This is a genomic window from Priestia koreensis, from assembly GCF_022646885.1.
Lineage (GTDB): Bacteria > Bacillota > Bacilli > Bacillales > Bacillaceae_H > Bacillus_AG > Bacillus_AG koreensis_A.
In genome coordinates, this window is the sequence record NZ_CP061868.1 from 873,957 (window position 1) to 889,273 (window position 15,317).

General features: G+C 42.4%; 12 protein-coding genes, 1 pseudogene and 1 riboswitch. Of the genes and pseudogenes, 9 read left to right on the forward strand and 4 right to left on the reverse strand.

Annotated elements, in window-relative coordinates:
* Positions 1-66: 66 nt before the first annotated feature.
* Positions 67-666 carry a histidine phosphatase family protein gene (locus IE339_RS04345; RefSeq protein WP_242173864.1) on the forward strand — a complete coding sequence of 200 codons (600 nt, stop codon included), beginning with the start codon at positions 67-69 and terminating at the stop codon, positions 664-666.
* Positions 667-820: 154 nt separating this feature from the next.
* Positions 821-926: riboswitch (SAM riboswitch) on the forward strand.
* A gap of 163 nt (positions 927-1,089) precedes the next feature.
* Here the strand turns inward: IE339_RS04345 and IE339_RS24780 are convergent.
* Positions 1,090-1,698 (reverse strand): methyl-accepting chemotaxis protein, encoded by a 609-nt coding sequence (locus tag IE339_RS24780; protein ID WP_423809803.1) that lies wholly within the window; start codon positions 1,696-1,698, stop codon positions 1,090-1,092.
* Positions 1,699-1,854: 156 nt separating this feature from the next.
* Positions 1,855-2,391: pseudogene (locus IE339_RS24785) on the reverse strand (protoglobin domain-containing protein); the annotation flags it as partial.
* A 183-nt stretch (positions 2,392-2,574) separates the two neighbouring features.
* On the opposite strand from IE339_RS24785, the gene IE339_RS04360 reads away from it, so the two are divergent.
* Together IE339_RS04360 and IE339_RS04365 are read left to right on the forward strand one after the other, a co-directional pair.
* Positions 2,575-5,808 carry a hypothetical protein gene (locus IE339_RS04360; protein ID WP_242173867.1) on the forward strand — a complete coding sequence of 1,078 codons (3,234 nt, stop codon included), beginning with the start codon at positions 2,575-2,577 and terminating at the stop codon, positions 5,806-5,808.
* A 244-nt stretch (positions 5,809-6,052) separates the two neighbouring features.
* Complete coding sequence (locus IE339_RS04365; protein ID WP_242173869.1) at positions 6,053-7,051, forward strand: LacI family DNA-binding transcriptional regulator; 999 nt, start codon at positions 6,053-6,055, stop codon at positions 7,049-7,051.
* A 22-nt stretch (positions 7,052-7,073) separates the two neighbouring features.
* Here the strand turns inward: IE339_RS04365 and IE339_RS04370 are convergent, their stop codons facing one another.
* Together IE339_RS04370 and IE339_RS04375 are read right to left on the reverse strand one after the other, a co-directional pair.
* On the reverse strand, positions 7,074-7,958 hold the full coding sequence (locus IE339_RS04370; RefSeq protein WP_242173870.1) for an amidase: 885 nt from the start codon (positions 7,956-7,958) through the stop codon (positions 7,074-7,076).
* 406 nt (positions 7,959-8,364) lie between these two features.
* Positions 8,365-9,438 (reverse strand): AbrB family transcriptional regulator, encoded by a 1,074-nt coding sequence (locus tag IE339_RS04375; RefSeq protein WP_242173872.1) that lies wholly within the window; start codon positions 9,436-9,438, stop codon positions 8,365-8,367.
* A 291-nt stretch (positions 9,439-9,729) separates the two neighbouring features.
* On the opposite strand from IE339_RS04375, the gene IE339_RS04380 reads away from it, so the two are divergent.
* The 6 genes from IE339_RS04380 (at position 9,730) to IE339_RS04405 (ending at position 15,315) form a co-directional block, all read left to right on the forward strand.
* Positions 9,730-11,064, forward strand: coding sequence for an NCS2 family permease (locus tag IE339_RS04380; RefSeq protein WP_242173875.1), 1,335 nt, complete (start codon positions 9,730-9,732; stop codon positions 11,062-11,064).
* 239 nt (positions 11,065-11,303) lie between these two features.
* Entirely contained in the window at positions 11,304-12,005 is a 702-nt protein-coding gene (pxpB, locus tag IE339_RS04385; RefSeq protein WP_242173878.1) for a 5-oxoprolinase subunit PxpB, read from the forward strand.
* Positions 12,002-13,003 carry a 5-oxoprolinase subunit C family protein gene (locus IE339_RS04390; RefSeq protein ID WP_277933943.1) on the forward strand — a complete coding sequence of 334 codons (1,002 nt, stop codon included), beginning with the start codon at positions 12,002-12,004 and terminating at the stop codon, positions 13,001-13,003. Before pxpB ends, IE339_RS04390 begins: the two co-directional genes overlap by 4 nt.
* A gap of 13 nt (positions 13,004-13,016) precedes the next feature.
* On the forward strand, positions 13,017-13,772 hold the full coding sequence (locus IE339_RS04395; protein ID WP_242173880.1) for a LamB/YcsF family protein: 756 nt from the start codon (positions 13,017-13,019) through the stop codon (positions 13,770-13,772).
* A gap of 12 nt (positions 13,773-13,784) precedes the next feature.
* Entirely contained in the window at positions 13,785-14,966 is a 1,182-nt protein-coding gene (locus IE339_RS04400) for an NRAMP family divalent metal transporter (RefSeq protein ID WP_242173882.1), read from the forward strand.
* Positions 14,967-15,072: 106 nt separating this feature from the next.
* Complete coding sequence (locus tag IE339_RS04405; RefSeq protein WP_242173884.1) at positions 15,073-15,315, forward strand: zinc ribbon domain-containing protein; 243 nt, start codon at positions 15,073-15,075, stop codon at positions 15,313-15,315.
* The last annotated feature ends 2 nt before the right edge of the window (positions 15,316-15,317 follow it).

Sequence of the window (15,317 nt, forward strand, 5' to 3'; positions counted from 1 at the left end):
CCACACGGCAACGTTATTTTTGTGGTGTTATAATAGATCATATTCCGAACAAAAGGAGAGAGTTCTATGCTATATCTAGTAAGGCACGGAGAAACAGATTGGAATAAACAAAAGCTGTTACAAGGGCATACAAATATACCGTTAAATGAACAAGGAAAGCGCCAAGCGAAGCAGCTTGCGGAGAAATTTAAGGATATTAGGCTCGACCGTATTTACGCAAGTGATCTTGAACGCGCGGTTGAAACGGCTCGTACAGTTGGAGCGAAAAAAGGCATCACAGACGTTCAAATGTTTGAACGTCTTCGCGAGCGCTGCTTTGGTGAAATGGAAGGCATTGAGGTAGTAAAGCTAGATGAGCTGCTTCCAAACTGTTGGACAAACTGGGGCGAGGATTCAGTGCACGGAATTGAACCATTAGAAGAAATGCAAAGCCGCATGGCTGAACAGCTCAGAGACATCATGGAAGAAGCGAAAGAAGAGCATGTATTAGTCGTAAGTCACGGGGCAGCGATTAATAGCTTTATTCATTTTGTGACAAAAGGTGAAAGCGGTACGGGGATATTGCGGTTAAAAAATACGGCGGTTACAAGCTTTACGTATAAAGAGGGAGAGTGGGAAATGGTTACTTGCAACGACGATTCTCACTTGGAAATTCCAGTTTCGTAAAAAAAGTTTCTACTTTTATGAATGCCTATAGTCATAAGGATGGTACCGATTTCATATTATCAGAATAAAACAAGTTGTTTGAAAAGCTGTTGACAACACTGTAACAAAGGTGTAAATTAATAAATATCTTAACAAACAACAAATTTCGACAAACTTCTTATCCAGAGAGACTGAGGGAACTGGTCCTATGACGTCTCGGCAACGGACTCCAATGAGCACCGTGCCACTTCCAACAAGCGTTTGCGCTTGATAGATGAGAAGAGGTAGCATCCCATTATCTTGTGATCCCAACCTCTTCTTGCGATCTATTAGCCATCGCAAGTGGGGGTTTTTATATGAAAATGGAGAAATAATTTTGACATAAATGAACCATATATAGACAAAAAAACGGACTCCTTTCCGATGGAGTCCGTTTTTTTCGTATCATTCCTCTGTACTTCTGTTTAACTGCTCTGCGAGTGTTAATAAATTATTCGTTGTGGCGGCCACTTCTTCAATGGATGTGACGATCGTATCAAGGTCACGGCGATTTGCCTCAAACATTGTCATGTAGTTCTCGGTTTCAAAGCTTGTTGCGTTTAGTCCCGCCTTTACTTCATCAACGACACTAAAGGTTTCCTTTGTTGTGCCAACCATTGTGTTAAGTTTTGTTACAATTTCCTCCATACTAGAGGACGTTGCGCCCACGAGTTCATTAATCATATTGTTCGTTTCCTTCGTTTGTTCAGCGAGCTTTCGTACCTCATCTGCAACTACTGAGAAACCACGTCCGTGCTCGCCTGCTCTTGCGGCTTCAATAGAAGCATTTAGTGCGAGAAGGTTCGTTTGGTTGGCAATCGTTTCGATATCTTTGGACATGTCCATAACTTTCGATAAAATGGTTGCGAGATCATTGACTTGTTTGGAGAGGCTTGTCACATCTCCCTGTAAATTGGTCATTTTTGAGCCGGCACTGATGATTTTTTCTAAGCTGTGCTTTGTTAAGTGATGAAGATTTTGGCTACTTTTCATCGTAATTTCCAAATCTTTCATCACTTTATGCGCTCGTTCATTGGTATGTAGAGTCGAATGCTCCGTTTGTTGAGCGGATGCCGCCAAACGCTCGCTAACTTCCTGGAGCTCACGCTGTACCGCACTTTGTTCTGCGTAGAGCTGTTCAATACGTTGAATACGAGATGCTAAATATTCTTTTGACACGAGCTGTGCATCAAAATTAGTAAGTCCTGTAATAGCCAATAGATAACGAGTGAGCTTCTCCGGCTCCTGGTGGTATGTTTGAACGAGAAGTGGAATAAGATGCGTATATACAAGCTGATAGGTCGCTAAAAACCAGTCAATGGGCAAAGTTGTGCCGTTATGAGTTTGACCAATTCGCTGTCTCGAACGAATGTATTCTTCGTCAATATTCCCTTGAAATAACGTATCAAAATATTGAATAAAAACAGCCGTGAGGCGTTCTTTAGATGAATGATCTTCCGCAATTTTCTTCATGCGAGGATATTGATACAATGTCTCAAGCATTGCTTGAACAACATCTTCTGCTTTGGACATAATGATCGGGTGCAGCTCGCGGAGCGCCTCGATATGTGATTGATCCAATTTCATAAAACGTAACAGACCTTCAAGTGCGTGATTTTCTAGTGCAATCGGTTGAGCAATCTTTTCTTGTTGTACATGAATAGTGACAGATGCCTTCCGTTTTTTAAAGGGTGAGCCTAACTTCATATTTTTTCCACTACCTTCTTTATTTAGTGTAATTTTCCTGATATTCTAATTGTAATATAATTGATTCCTCCTTTTGGAGCAATCGTAAATGTTTTTGGGGCTGTTTATTACCTTATTATGTTAAATTAGTAGGTCTTTTTACTCTGTTATTTCGGGCGTGTGAACATTGGGAGGAAAAGGGAAATGAAAATGAATGTTTCAAGGTGGATTGCCGTTTTACTTTTGTTTTTCGTTCTGTTGCCATTTGCATGGTGGCAGCTACAGGCGAAAAAACCATTAAGCGTGATGCTAATCGACAAAACGGTGCCGACGACATCGTATCGTGAACATAAAGGCTTAACATGGTTATTTAACTACGAAAAGTATGTGAAGGATAATGATCAATTTTATACACCTAAAAAAGACTATGAGGGAATCAAGCCGATGGGTTCCAGCTTTCAGGAGGACGACATCGTCGGGGGGCTAAAAAAGAAACGTGATTTAATCTATCTTGCAGATACGTACGGTGTGTATCAAGCTGATTTACCTCATACAAAGCACGATGGCCGTAAATCCGAGCAGCTTTATGGTGGGCTAACGGCAGAAGAAGCTGATGCTATTTCCAATCATTTGTTTGAAAAAGGCGGAACGTTCATTTCAGAGTTTAACTCCTTTGCAAGTCCGACAAAACCAGAAGTTCGTGAGCAAATGTATGATCTGCTTAATTTAAAATGGTCTGGCTGGACGGGACGTTATTTTAAAGATTTGAGCAATGACGAAGTTCCCGTTTGGATGAGAGAAAACTATGAAAAGCAAACAAAGAAGAAATGGACGTTTGCAGGCGTAGGTATTGTGCTTGTGAATGCGGAAGAGCGTCTAGTCGTCATTCCAGAGGGCCATTTGAAAGGTGACTTGCTTTTTTCATTCACAAAGGAGGGCGATAAACAGCTAGGGTTATCCTCCACATCGAAATATCGCTATTGGTTTGATATTGTCAGTCCACTCGACAAAAACGAGGTTCTAGCAAACTATCAGCTTCAGGTAGATGACGAAACCAAACGTCTGTTAAAAAATGAAGGTGTTCCGCTCACATTTCCAGCGGTTGTTCATCACCAAACAAAACGCTTTCAGACCTATTATTTTGCGGGTGATTACGCGGATAATGAAGAAATTCCTAGTTTTTATCAAGCAAAAGGCATTCCTCTACTAGAAAAGGTGCTTTCTTACGTTCGGAAAAAGGATAGCAACTTTTATTGGCAGACGTACATCCCTATGACACAGCGCATCTTGAAGGACCTTCCATATAAAACAGAGAAATCGAGTGTACAAACGACTAAAGTAAATGAAGTTACGATGAACGGCCGTGTTGGAAAAAGCTATTTGCAAATATACAAGGATGGAAAATGGCAGGATCTCTTAATTAAAGGAATTAACTTAGGTCTTGGAAAGCCCGGGCATTATCCTGGAGAAGTAGCCATTACGAAGGCGGAATATATGCGCTGGTTTAAGCAAATGGGCGCCATGCATGCAAATACACTGCGAATTTATACGCTTCATCCACCGAGCTTCTATCAAGCGCTAGCTGAGTATAATGCGACGGCGAAAGACCCGCTCTACTTATTTCAAGGAGTTTGGGTGGATGAGGAGCCGTTTAAGGAGTCACATAACGCCTTTAAACGGGAAGTGTCAGACGTATTTGACACCGAAATTAAACGAATGGTAGACGTTGTACACGGCAACGCCAAGGTGACACCTGTAAAGGGTCATGCGAGCGGAACGTACCGGGCAGACGTCTCAAAATATTTACTTGGTTGGATTATTGGAATTGAATGGGACCCTGATGTGGTCGTAGATACCGACAAGGCAAACAAAGGGCTGAGTGATTTTAACGGAAAATACGTGTATACGAGACAGGCGAGTCCGTTTGAGCATTGGATCGCTCGTCATTTAAATACGCTAGCAGTCTATGAAGATACGAAATACAAGTGGCAAAGGCCTATTAGCTTTGTTGACTGGCCAACGACAGATTTATTAAAGCACCCGTTTGAGCCGTCAGATAAAGAAGACAAAGTAACGGTTGATCCAAATCATATTTATACGAATAAGAGCTTTTACGCAGGGATGTTTGCATCTTATCATTTTTATCCGTACTATCCAGACTTTTTGAACTTTGAACCAAAGTACTTAAAATACAAGGACAAGGACGGAAAGAAAAATAACTATGCAGGCTATTTAAATGATATGAAGGCTGCACACCGCATGCCGATTGTCGTAGCGGAGTTCGGGGTTCCAGGATCACGTGGAATGACGCACAGAAACGTATACGGCATGAACCAAGGCTTTCTCTCAGAGCAGGAGCAGGGGACCATTAATACAAATCTGTTCAAAGACATTGTAAATGAGAAGATGGCTGGTGGAATGGTGTTCACGTGGCAAGATGAGTGGTTTAAGCGTACGTGGAACACGATGGAGTATGATAATAAAGATCGACGACCGTATTGGTCGAATCTCCAAACAAACGAACAGCATTTTGGATTGCTGAGCTTTGACCCAGGCTTAGAATCACAGACCATCTATGTAGATGGAAACGATTTGGACTGGGAAAAGCGAAAGGATAAGACAATTTATACCGTTACACAGCCGGATAGTCCGCTTAAAAAAGTAACAATGGCTAGTGACGAAGCATATTTGTATTTGAAAATGGATTATAAAGAGCCGGTTGATCCAAAGCATATTAACACGTATGTGGCGTTTGACACATTTGGCAATCAGGGGCAGTCAACGCTTCCAAAAGTGCCATCCTTTAAAACAACAGCAAGCATCGACTTTTTAATGGACTTAAAAGACAGCTCGACTTCTCGAATGTTAGTAGATAGCTATTATGATACGTTTTATTTTCAATACGGTCATCAGCTACAGATGATTGACGAAGTTCCGTATGCTTCTAAAAAGAACAACGGAACGTATCATCCAATGCGTCTTGTGCTAAACCGTGAGCTCGAGTTTAAAGGGCGCAAAACCGTACCGTTTGAAGACTATGAGACAGGTAAATTGAAAATAGGGAACGGAAATCCAAGTGCTAAAAATTATAATTCGCTCACGGATTTTGCGGTAAAGGGAACGGTCGTAGAGGCTCGTATTCCATGGCAGCTGTTAAACGTAAAAGATCCGAGCACTCATGAAATTATGGGTGATATGTGGAAGGTAAAGGATATGTACAAAGCATTAGAGGCGAAAAGTACGACCAAATCGATTAACTTTGGGATTGTAAACTACGATCAAAAAGGAAACCTGACGTCGAGTACGATCAATAAGCAAGGGCAAATGTGGAAATATGATTGGAAGCAGTGGGAAGAGCCGTTTTATCACGAACGATTAAAAAAATCGTATGATATCATGAAAAAAGCCTACAGCAATATTGGTTTTCCAACAAAATAAAGCAAGGAAAGGCTTCTACGGTAACGCCGCTTTATGCGTCACGCCCGTAGAGGTCTTTTTCGCTTGCCTTCACTCTAATGTATGAAAAGCATTTCAGGGCAAGTGATTTCTGAAAAAACAATCGAATTTAAGCTTTTTTTCCTATTTTTCCAATGAGAACAGGTGATTTGTAAGAAAAGTTAGCAGAGGAAGCGTATAATAAATTAGGACGATTATAGACTGTATAAAAGCTAAGGTGAGATCAATGAGTAATATTCGAACAATTGCAGAGAGAGCAGGCGTATCCGTAACGACGGTTTCGCGTGTATTAAATGATCACCCATATGTAAGCGATGAAAAGCGACTGGCTGTAAAGCGAGTGATTGAAGAGCTTCAATATACGAAAAATATTAACGCGGTTCATTTAGTAAAAGGACAAACATATATGATTGGCGTGATTCTTCCGTACGTCAATCACCCTTACTACAATCAAATTGTAGAGGGGCTTGCGAAAGAGGCCCTAATTCATGGCTACAAGCTCGTCATTTGTCAAACTAATTACCAAGTTGACAAGGAGAAGGAAGCGCTTGAGATGCTGAAGGTCAAGCAAGTGGATGGTCTCGTTATTTGTTCACGAGAGAGCGATTGGAACATTATTGAGTCTTACGAACGATTTGGTCCCATTGTGATGTGTGAAGAGGCAACGAATCGTATCGTATCCTCTGTATACATTAACCATTACGACGGATTTAAGCTAGGAATGGAGTATTTTATTTCGAAAGGCCATACCTCGATCGGGTGCTGCCTAGCGCGTCCAAACAGCGAAAATAGTAAGAAAAGAAGAAAAGCCTATCAAGACATGCTTCAACAAGTTGACATAAATGAGCGTGAAGACTGGATCTTTTACGGGTGCTTGACGATTGAGGACGGAGAAGCAGTAGCCGAAAAGCTGTTTAAAATGGCCGATCGCCCTGAGGCGCTCCTCGTATCAAGTGATCAAGTTGCAGCAGGAATCATGACGAAAAGCCAACAGCTAGGCATGAATGTTCCGCGGGATTTATCCATCATCGGATTTGATAATCATCCAATTTCAAGAGCACTGGGCATTACGACGATTGAACACCCGGGCCTTGAAATGGGGCAAAAAGCGTTCACGCAGCTTTTTGAGCAAATTGTACAGAAAGAAAATTCGTGTGACCATGAGCTGTCCTTTCAACTGATCGAGCGTTCTAGCGTATGTAACAAAGCCGAGAGAAGCAAATAGCTTTCCTCGGCTTTTTCAAACGTTATTTTTCTACAAGCTGCTTCCACGTGTTGTAGTAATGAATTGCCATATTTGAAAATCCAGCGCTGTTTTTAAAACGATTCATGACTTGTTTTACTTCTGTTTCCATTGTTGAGAGCGGGTAGCTGCCAAAGGAGAGGCTAGCTTCAATAGCAGGATTCGTTTCTACGGCGATTTCTACCTTTTTCTTCAGTTGCTCTGCCCATGCAACTTCAGTTTTGGAGATTTGAATAATGCCATCAGGTCCTTCTGCTTTTGAGCGGTAGGCCATAATGGTTGTCCCATCTGTGTATTTAATGACCCATCTGGCAAGAAAATCATTGCCAAACTGATTTTTAAACGGCACCCGGTCATACCAAGAGGGGATATCAACAGTAAACGGTAAGTTCATGCTTTTTGATAAAAAGGCACTGTATTGAATCGCCGTTTGATAATCGGCGACGCTTTTTGCTACGTCGCTTTCCCATTCAGGAAGCGTGTATGGTTCAATATCTAAGTGAACGCCTTTAAAGCGTTCGGTCAAACCGGCACTTTGCTGGTAATCCTGGAGCCAAATAAAGAAAGCGTCAATTCTGTCCCGGTCATGAGCCCATTGAGGAGCGCCGTCTAAGGCATACACCTGAATTCCTGTTTTCGCAGCTTTGCTTAAAAATGACGTATAAATTGAATAAGGAACGTCTTGGTCAATTTGTAAGTACAAGCGTGTTACGCGTTGTTTCACGAGGAAGTTCATTACGATGTCAGGATTTTTCACAATCTCTTGTGTATCCCATAGCCATGTCGAACGCTCATTTGGTGATCCAACAGCTTCTGAATGAATGCTACCGATTAGCATAAATATAAGAATCAGACACCCGATGATGCGCTTCATGATTGCTTGTCCCATCCTCTCAAATGAAAATTTGTAGAATCTCGCAACTCTCTACATCAATAGTATATAAAGAAGAAAAGCAAATGGTTCAGTGATAGATGCACTGCTTTTTCAAAAAAAGATGGCCATTATTTTTACTATCGGAAGAATGTGATTCTCTATTTAGTAAAAATAGCCGAGAAAGTGCCATTTTTATTGTGTTGTGCAACGCATAAAAAAACAATGTTAGCTTTTCTGACAAAAAAGTAGCAGTGATGTCAGAACAACTGTATGATGAACTCAAGATCACATTATTCTCCTGCGATTTCGTATAACCTCAATAATATGGTCGCACGGATCTGAGAAGATCCAATCTTTTGCCTAGCATCGTTTTGCTAGGTCTTTTTTTATGAAAAAAACGCTGTGTCTCATAGACACAGCGTTAACGATCCCGAAAATAAGGGTGTTTGAACAACCACTTTAGAGTAGGTGGGACGATTAATAAAATAAATAAAATGCGGAAGAGCTGATACCCTGTTAGCACAGAAAGAGAAGCGCCAACGTCTCGACCGACTACAGCCATTTCCGCCATTCCACCTGGTGAAGTGCTCAAGAAAGCTGTTACGAATGAAACGTGATGGAAGTGAACAAGCGCAAAGCCAAATCCTAGGGAACATGCGATTAGAATGAGCGTTGTCATAATCGTAGAGGTCGTAAGCGTAAGCTTTTTATCCAATTGCTCCGGTTTTAGCATCAGTCCTAAATATGCCCCCATAAAAATCTGGGCAATCTCAATGAGTCCGTTCGGTGGGGGAGGGGCGTGAACACCTGTTAGCATAATGATCGCTGTTAGGACAATGGGAACAAGCAGGTAAGGTGTTGGAAATTTTAATTTCTTCCCCATTACCCCAGCGCCGTAGGCGACTAAAAGCAGGAGTACGAGCAGCCAGCTAGAGGACCACGTGAAGGATTCTACGTTTGCAGCGCTATGCTCCACCGGGCCCTTTGTTTCAAACAATGAGCTTGAAGCGAGAAACGGAACCACGAAGACAACGCCCATCAACCGAAAGACTTGAATAAAGGTAACGACGGTAAGGTCAACGCCTTTCATTTCTTCTCCTAACGTGACCATTTGTGATAAGCCACCAGGAACGCTTCCTGTGATCGTCGTTTTCAGATTAATACCTGTAATTTTGGAAATGATAACAGCAAGCATGCAGCTAGCTAAAATAATGGAGACGGTCATCACGAGCATTGAAGGAAGCTGTGTGAGCATTTCTGTTAGCGTATCTTTCGTGAACGAACGGCCAATCATGTAGCCGATAACGACTAATCCTATATTTCGTAAAAGACTCGGCCAGTAAAAAGATAGCGGTGTGAGCTTTGAGATAATGAGGACAGCAAGCATCGAACCGAGTAACCAAGGAAGCGGGGAGTGAATGAGATTAAAAACAATTCCTCCCACTAAGGCGGTCACAAAAGTTATAAGCATGCTAGTAAAACGATTTTTATACATAAAATCCCTTCTAACTTTCGAGAATTGTAAACAATATTTGCAATAAAAAAACATTTTAAATGTAAGCCTTTTCGTTGCGAAATCTCTTTGCGCATTCTAACTTTTATTACTATAATAATACAAAATGATTATACACTTATTTGTCAAGGAAAACAGATTACGGTACGTCCAAGTGAGGGCGTTTTTTCGTTTTAGCATGTTCATTCTAGCTACAAATATGTGGTCCGTTAGGCTCGGTTTCGGGCATTTCTATATGAGTCGTTACTACTTTATTAAAGGGAGGACAATGTTTTGAGCGGTGGGACATCTCAAGGAAAACTAGATCGTTTTTTTAAGCTTTCAGAGCGAAAAACGAACACGAAAACAGAAATCTTAGCAGGCATTACAACGTTCATGACAATCAGCTATGTCATTATCGTAAACCCCTTGATTTTATCTGATGCGGGTATACCGAAAGAAGCAGCGCTTGCAGCAACGATTTATGCGATTTTGTTCAGTACGTTAATTATGGCACTTTGGGCCAACTTCCCGATTGTGACCGGTCCTGGTATGGGACTTAATGCGTTTTTTACGTATTCCGTCGTTTTAGGACAAGGCCTTTCGTGGCAAACAGCGCTTGGGGCTGTGTTTATATCAGGAATTGTGTTTTTCCTGCTAACCGTTACAGGAATTCGAAGTAAGATTATTGACGCCATTCCAAACGTGTTAAAATCATCGATTGCGGTGGGAATTGGCTTTTTTGTTGCGTTTATTGGCTTGAAAAATGCGGAAATCATCATTCCGAACGAATCTTCATTCGTCGGGATCGGAAACCTTGCACATAAAGGCCCGCTTTTAGCACTGTTTGGGTTAATTCTTGGAGCTGTTTTAATGGCGCGACGTGTAAAAGGTGCGCTCATTATTAGCATTATCGCTACGACAGCTTTAGCGATGATTATCGGCTTTCAACACGTTCCGAAGCAGGCGAGTGATGTATTTTCTCTTCATCTTCCAAGCGTGTCCGCTACGTTCATGCAAATGGACTTAAAAGGTGCGTTCGCATACGGAATCTTTTCGGTTGTGTTCTCATTTACGATTGTCGAACTGTTTGATACGTTAGCAACGCTGATTGGGTTATCGAAAAAAGCCAATCTAATGGATCGAAACGGGAAGATCCCTAATTTAAATCGTGCACTTGCAGCAGATTCAATTGGGACAATGGCAAGTGCTATCTTCGGAAGTACGGCGCTGAATACGTATATTGAAAATGCAACGGGCATTGCAGAAGGAGGGCGTACAGGTCTTAAAGGACTGACGGTTGCGATCCTTTTCTTCTTTACCCTTTTCTTTGCACCGCTTATCCAATTTATTCCGAGTGTCGCAACAGCACCAGCACTCATCATTATTGGGTCGTTAATGCTCAGCGATATTCGAAACATCAACTTTGATGACTTTACAGAGTTTGTTCCGGCATTTTTAACGGTACTGCTAATGCCACTAACGTTCAGCATTGCGGAAGGACTAGCTTTTGGATTTATCTCTTATACTCTTCTAAAAGTGTTAACAGGCCGCTATCGTGAAGTACATTGGATGATGTACATCATCAGCATTGCGTTTATCATTAATTTTTATATGATGAGTCATTAAGTCTTTTTCATAAAAGAAACCCGCTATTTTTACGAGAAAATAGCGGGTTTCTTTTTTGTTTGGAAACACTAATGCGGAAGAGATTTTGTGAGCGAAATGAAGGAAAAAAGGGTAAATGGGAAAAATAGACTGGGTCAATTTGTTTTTAGTATGTTAAGATAGTTTACATGTTAGGTTTTGTAACATGAAAAGAAGCACTTTTTCATCAGTGCAATCAGCGACGAAAGGAAGGTAGAAGGATGAAAAAATCGGCTTTTCACTTATATCCACTCGGTGATGCGGCGATTGTGGTTCAGTTTGGGGATCGCATTGACCGTGATATACACCGAAAAATCAAAACATTCGTTCATTATTTAGAAGCAACCCCTATAAAAGCACTCGTTGAATATGTTCCGGCATTTACGACCGTAACGATTTATTATGATCCTCTTCAACTTCAATTTTCTCCGTATGATCAGATCAAAAATGAAGTGACGCGCATATTACTTGCGCTTGATGTAGAGGAAGAAGCTCCTTCACGAACGGTTCAAATTCCTGTTTGTTATGAAGGTGAGTTCGCACCTGATTTAGCAGAGGTTGCACGACATAATGGATTATCACAGGAAGAAGTGATCGATTTACATACAAGCGGTGAATACTTGGTGTACATGCTCGGGTTTGCCCCTGGCTTTCCGTATCTTGGGGGACTATCAGAGAAGCTTGCCACGCCGAGAAAAGCATCACCGCGCTCTGCTATTCCAGCAGGATCAGTTGGCATCGCAGGAAATCAAACGGGCGTTTATCCGTTTGAAAGTCCAGGTGGATGGCAAATTATTGGCCGCACACCGCTTGCGCTCTTTCAGCCGCATGAAGATCCTCCGACGCTTTTACAAGCAGGAGATATCATTCAATTTACGGCGATTTCGAAAAAAGAATACGATGAATGGAGCGTGAGCATATGAGAATGAAAATGGTTCGCCCAGGGCTGCTCACGACGGTTCAGGATACGGGTCGAATAGGCTATCAGCAGTACGGCATCACTACAAGTGGTGCGATGGATCAGCTCGCTCTACGCGTCGCAAACTTACTAGCAGGAAATGAAGAAAACGCAGGTGCTATGGAAATTACGCTTATGGGTCCGAAAATTTCCTTTTTAGAAGATACGCTCATTGCGCTTACTGGAGCTGATTTGTCCCCCGTTATTGACGGCAAAGAAGTCGGCATGTGGCGCCCTGTTCTCGTAAAAGCGGGAAGCTTGCTGCAGTTTGGTATTCCAAAGAGCGGGTGCAGAGCGTATTTGGCTGTTGGTGGAGGCGTTCAAACAGAGCCTGTCATGAATAGTCGTTCTACGTACGTTCGCGCAGGAATCGGTGGCGTTAACGGACGAGCGCTCCAAGCAGGTGATGAGCTAACGTGCGGTTCTCCGAGCGATAAGAGTCAGCATCTTCTTTCAAAACTTCAGAAAAAGGAAGGGAAAGCGTTTGTTGCTGCATCTTGGACGCTGAGCTCTGAACTACTTCCAACTTACGAAGATGAGCCATCTATTCGCGTTGTGGAGGGGCCTGAATATGCGTATTTTACAGAAGAAAGCCAGCAGCAGTTGACGAAGCACCCGTTCCAAGTAACTCCTCAATCTGATCGAATGGGTTATCGTTTAAAGGGAACAGAGCTTCAGCTGCGTGAAAAGCTAGAGCTTGTCTCAAGCGCGGTTACGTTCGGAACTGTTCAAGTGCCGCCTGATGGCAATCCGATTGTTCTTGTAGCGGACCACCAGACGACGGGAGGATATCCGCGAATCGCTCAGGTAGCAAGCGTTGATTTCTCAAAGCTCGCACAAGTTCCACCAGGAAAATCACTGCAATTTACGTACATCTCGTTAGAGGAAGCACAAAAGGCATATATTCAACGAGAAACCATTATTTCAACGATTAAAAAAGCACTTCAATTTCAGTTTAATTAGGGAGGGAAGCGAAGTGAAAGTAGATTTAAATTGTGATTTAGGAGAAAGCTTTGGAGCATACCAAATCGGCAATGATCAAGAGATATTGAATTATGTAACGTCCGCCAATATTGCCTGTGGCTTTCATGCGGGGGACCCGTCTGTTATGCGAAAAACGGTCCAATTTGCTTTAGCGAAAAACGTGGCAATTGGCGCACATCCAGGTCTTCCAGATTTAGTCGGCTTCGGACGACGGAACATGGCGATTTCTAGTGATGAAGCCTATGATATGGTGCTTTATCAGCTAGGAGCCTTAAATGCATTTGTCCAAGCGGAAGGCGGAAGATTGAATCATGTGAAGCCACACGGTGCGCTTTATAACATGGCTGCGAAAGATCCCGTCCTAGCGACTGCGATTGCAAAAGCGATTGCGAAATTTGATGGTGAACTATATTTATATGGACTAGCCGGAAGTGAATTAATTAAGGCTGGTGAAGAAGCAGGGCTTCGTGTTCGTCATGAAGTGTTTGCTGATCGAACGTATCAAGAGGATGGAACGTTAACACCGAGATCCATGGCGAATGCGTTAATCACAGATGCGGGCGATGCGATTGCCCAAGTTGTTCGAATGATCAAGCAAGGGGAAGTTCAGACCATTCAGGGCCAGTCGATTCCGATTCAAGCAGACACGGTATGCATCCACGGTGACGGTGAGCATGCACTTCAGTTTGCACAGCATATTGGGAACGTTTTACAGAAAGAAGGAATTCATATTACATCATCGACATAAAAGGAGACAATCATGAGCAACCAAACGAGAAAATGGAGCGTACTGCTTGGTGCCGCCTTTTTAATGGCAACTTCGGCAGTCGGACCAGGCTTTTTAACACAAACAACCGTATTTACACAGAGCCTAGGCGCAAGCTTTGGTTTTGTCATTTTAATTTCGATCTTACTTGATATCGGTGTCCAGCTTAACGTTTGGCGTATTATTACGGTATCGGAGAAACGAGCCCAGGATATCGCAAATATTCTCCTTCCAGGGCTAGGGGTTTTTATTGCTGTTCTGATCGTAATCGGTGGACTAGCCTTTAATATCGGAAATGTGGGCGGTGCGGGACTCGGGTTTCAGGTTCTATTTGGCATCGATGCAAAAATCGGTGCGCTAATTGCCGCTGTCATCTCCATTGCCGTTTTTCTTGTAAAAGAAGCAGGGAAGCTAATGGACCGCTTTGCGCAAATTATGGGGGGCGTCATGATTCTTTTGATGGTTTATGTCGCATTTACGTCTCACCCTCCTGTAGGAGAAGCGGCCCTTCGTACGATCATGCCGACTGAGCTTGACCCGATTGCGATCGTTACGCTTGTTGGTGGAACGGTTGGCGGATACATCACCTTTTCTGGTGGTCATCGCCTTTTAGATGCGAATATCAGAGGAAGATCCGCGATTCCAGACGCAACAAGAGGAGCGGTTTCTGGCATTACGATTGCTTCAATTATTCGTATCTTCTTATTTCTAGCTGCTCTAGGCGTTGTGAGTCAAGGATTAGCGATTAATCCAGACAATCCGCCTGCATCTGTGTTTCAGCTAGCAGCCGGAAATGTTGGTTATAAGCTGTTTGGTGTTGTAATGCTTGCCGCTGCGATTACATCGATTATTGGATCAGCGTATACATCTGTGTCCTTTATTCGCACGTTTCATCCAGCGATTGCAAAGTACGAGAACTGGATTATTATTGCGTTTATCGTGTTTTCAACGATCGTCTTTATGACGATTGGACAACCTGTTAAAACGCTTGTGTTCGTTGGGGCGCTAAACGGACTCATCTTGCCGATTACGCTAACGATTATGCTGATTGCTGCTTATAAAAAGAAAGTTGTCGGGGATTACAAGCACCCAGTATGGTTAACTATTTTCGGATGGTTTGTTGTCGTGATTATGGGGATCATGGGAGTATACACGTTAATTAGGGAGTTATTTTAATAGAAAGCACTGTGGCTGAAGCCGCAGTGCTTTTTTTGGTAGTTATTGAAACTTTTATTGCCTTCATTCCGTATTTAATATTAGTAAAACAAGGGAGGAACTCCAAATGTCAAAAGTAGAAAATGCCATTAGTGATCGGTTTAAATGTGTGAAGTGTGAGCATACAGGCTGCCGGACAAAGCGGGTAGCGATGACGGGAACGGGACTTAGTAAAATGTTTGATATTCAGCACAACCAGTTTTTATTTGTCTCTTGCAATAACTGCGGATACGTTGAAGTGTATAATCCAGAGATTTTAGAGGGAAAGAAGGGACAGCTAGGGAATATATTAGATGTACTGTTTGGTTAAGG

Excerpts from the sequence above, each read along its gene's own strand:
- IE339_RS24780 (WP_423809803.1), bottom strand. The coding sequence starts at position 1,698 with ATGAAAGATTTGGAAATTACGATGAAAAGTAGCCAAAATCTTCATCAC.
- IE339_RS04400 (WP_242173882.1), top strand. The coding sequence starts at position 13,785 with ATGAGCAACCAAACGAGAAAATGGAGCGTACTGCTTGGTGCCGCCTTT.
- IE339_RS04370 (WP_242173870.1), bottom strand. The coding sequence starts at position 7,958 with ATGGGACAAGCAATCATGAAGCGCATCATCGGGTGTCTGATTCTTATA.
- IE339_RS04345 (WP_242173864.1), top strand. The coding sequence starts at position 67 with ATGCTATATCTAGTAAGGCACGGAGAAACAGATTGGAATAAACAAAAG.
- pxpB (WP_242173878.1), top strand. The coding sequence starts at position 11,304 with ATGAAAAAATCGGCTTTTCACTTATATCCACTCGGTGATGCGGCGATT.
- IE339_RS04360 (WP_242173867.1), top strand. The coding sequence starts at position 2,575 with ATGAAAATGAATGTTTCAAGGTGGATTGCCGTTTTACTTTTGTTTTTC.
- IE339_RS04365 (WP_242173869.1), top strand. The coding sequence starts at position 6,053 with ATGAGTAATATTCGAACAATTGCAGAGAGAGCAGGCGTATCCGTAACG.
- IE339_RS04390 (WP_277933943.1), top strand. The coding sequence starts at position 12,002 with ATGAGAATGAAAATGGTTCGCCCAGGGCTGCTCACGACGGTTCAGGAT.
- IE339_RS04405 (WP_242173884.1), top strand. The coding sequence starts at position 15,073 with ATGTCAAAAGTAGAAAATGCCATTAGTGATCGGTTTAAATGTGTGAAG.
- IE339_RS04375 (WP_242173872.1), bottom strand. The coding sequence starts at position 9,438 with ATGTATAAAAATCGTTTTACTAGCATGCTTATAACTTTTGTGACCGCC.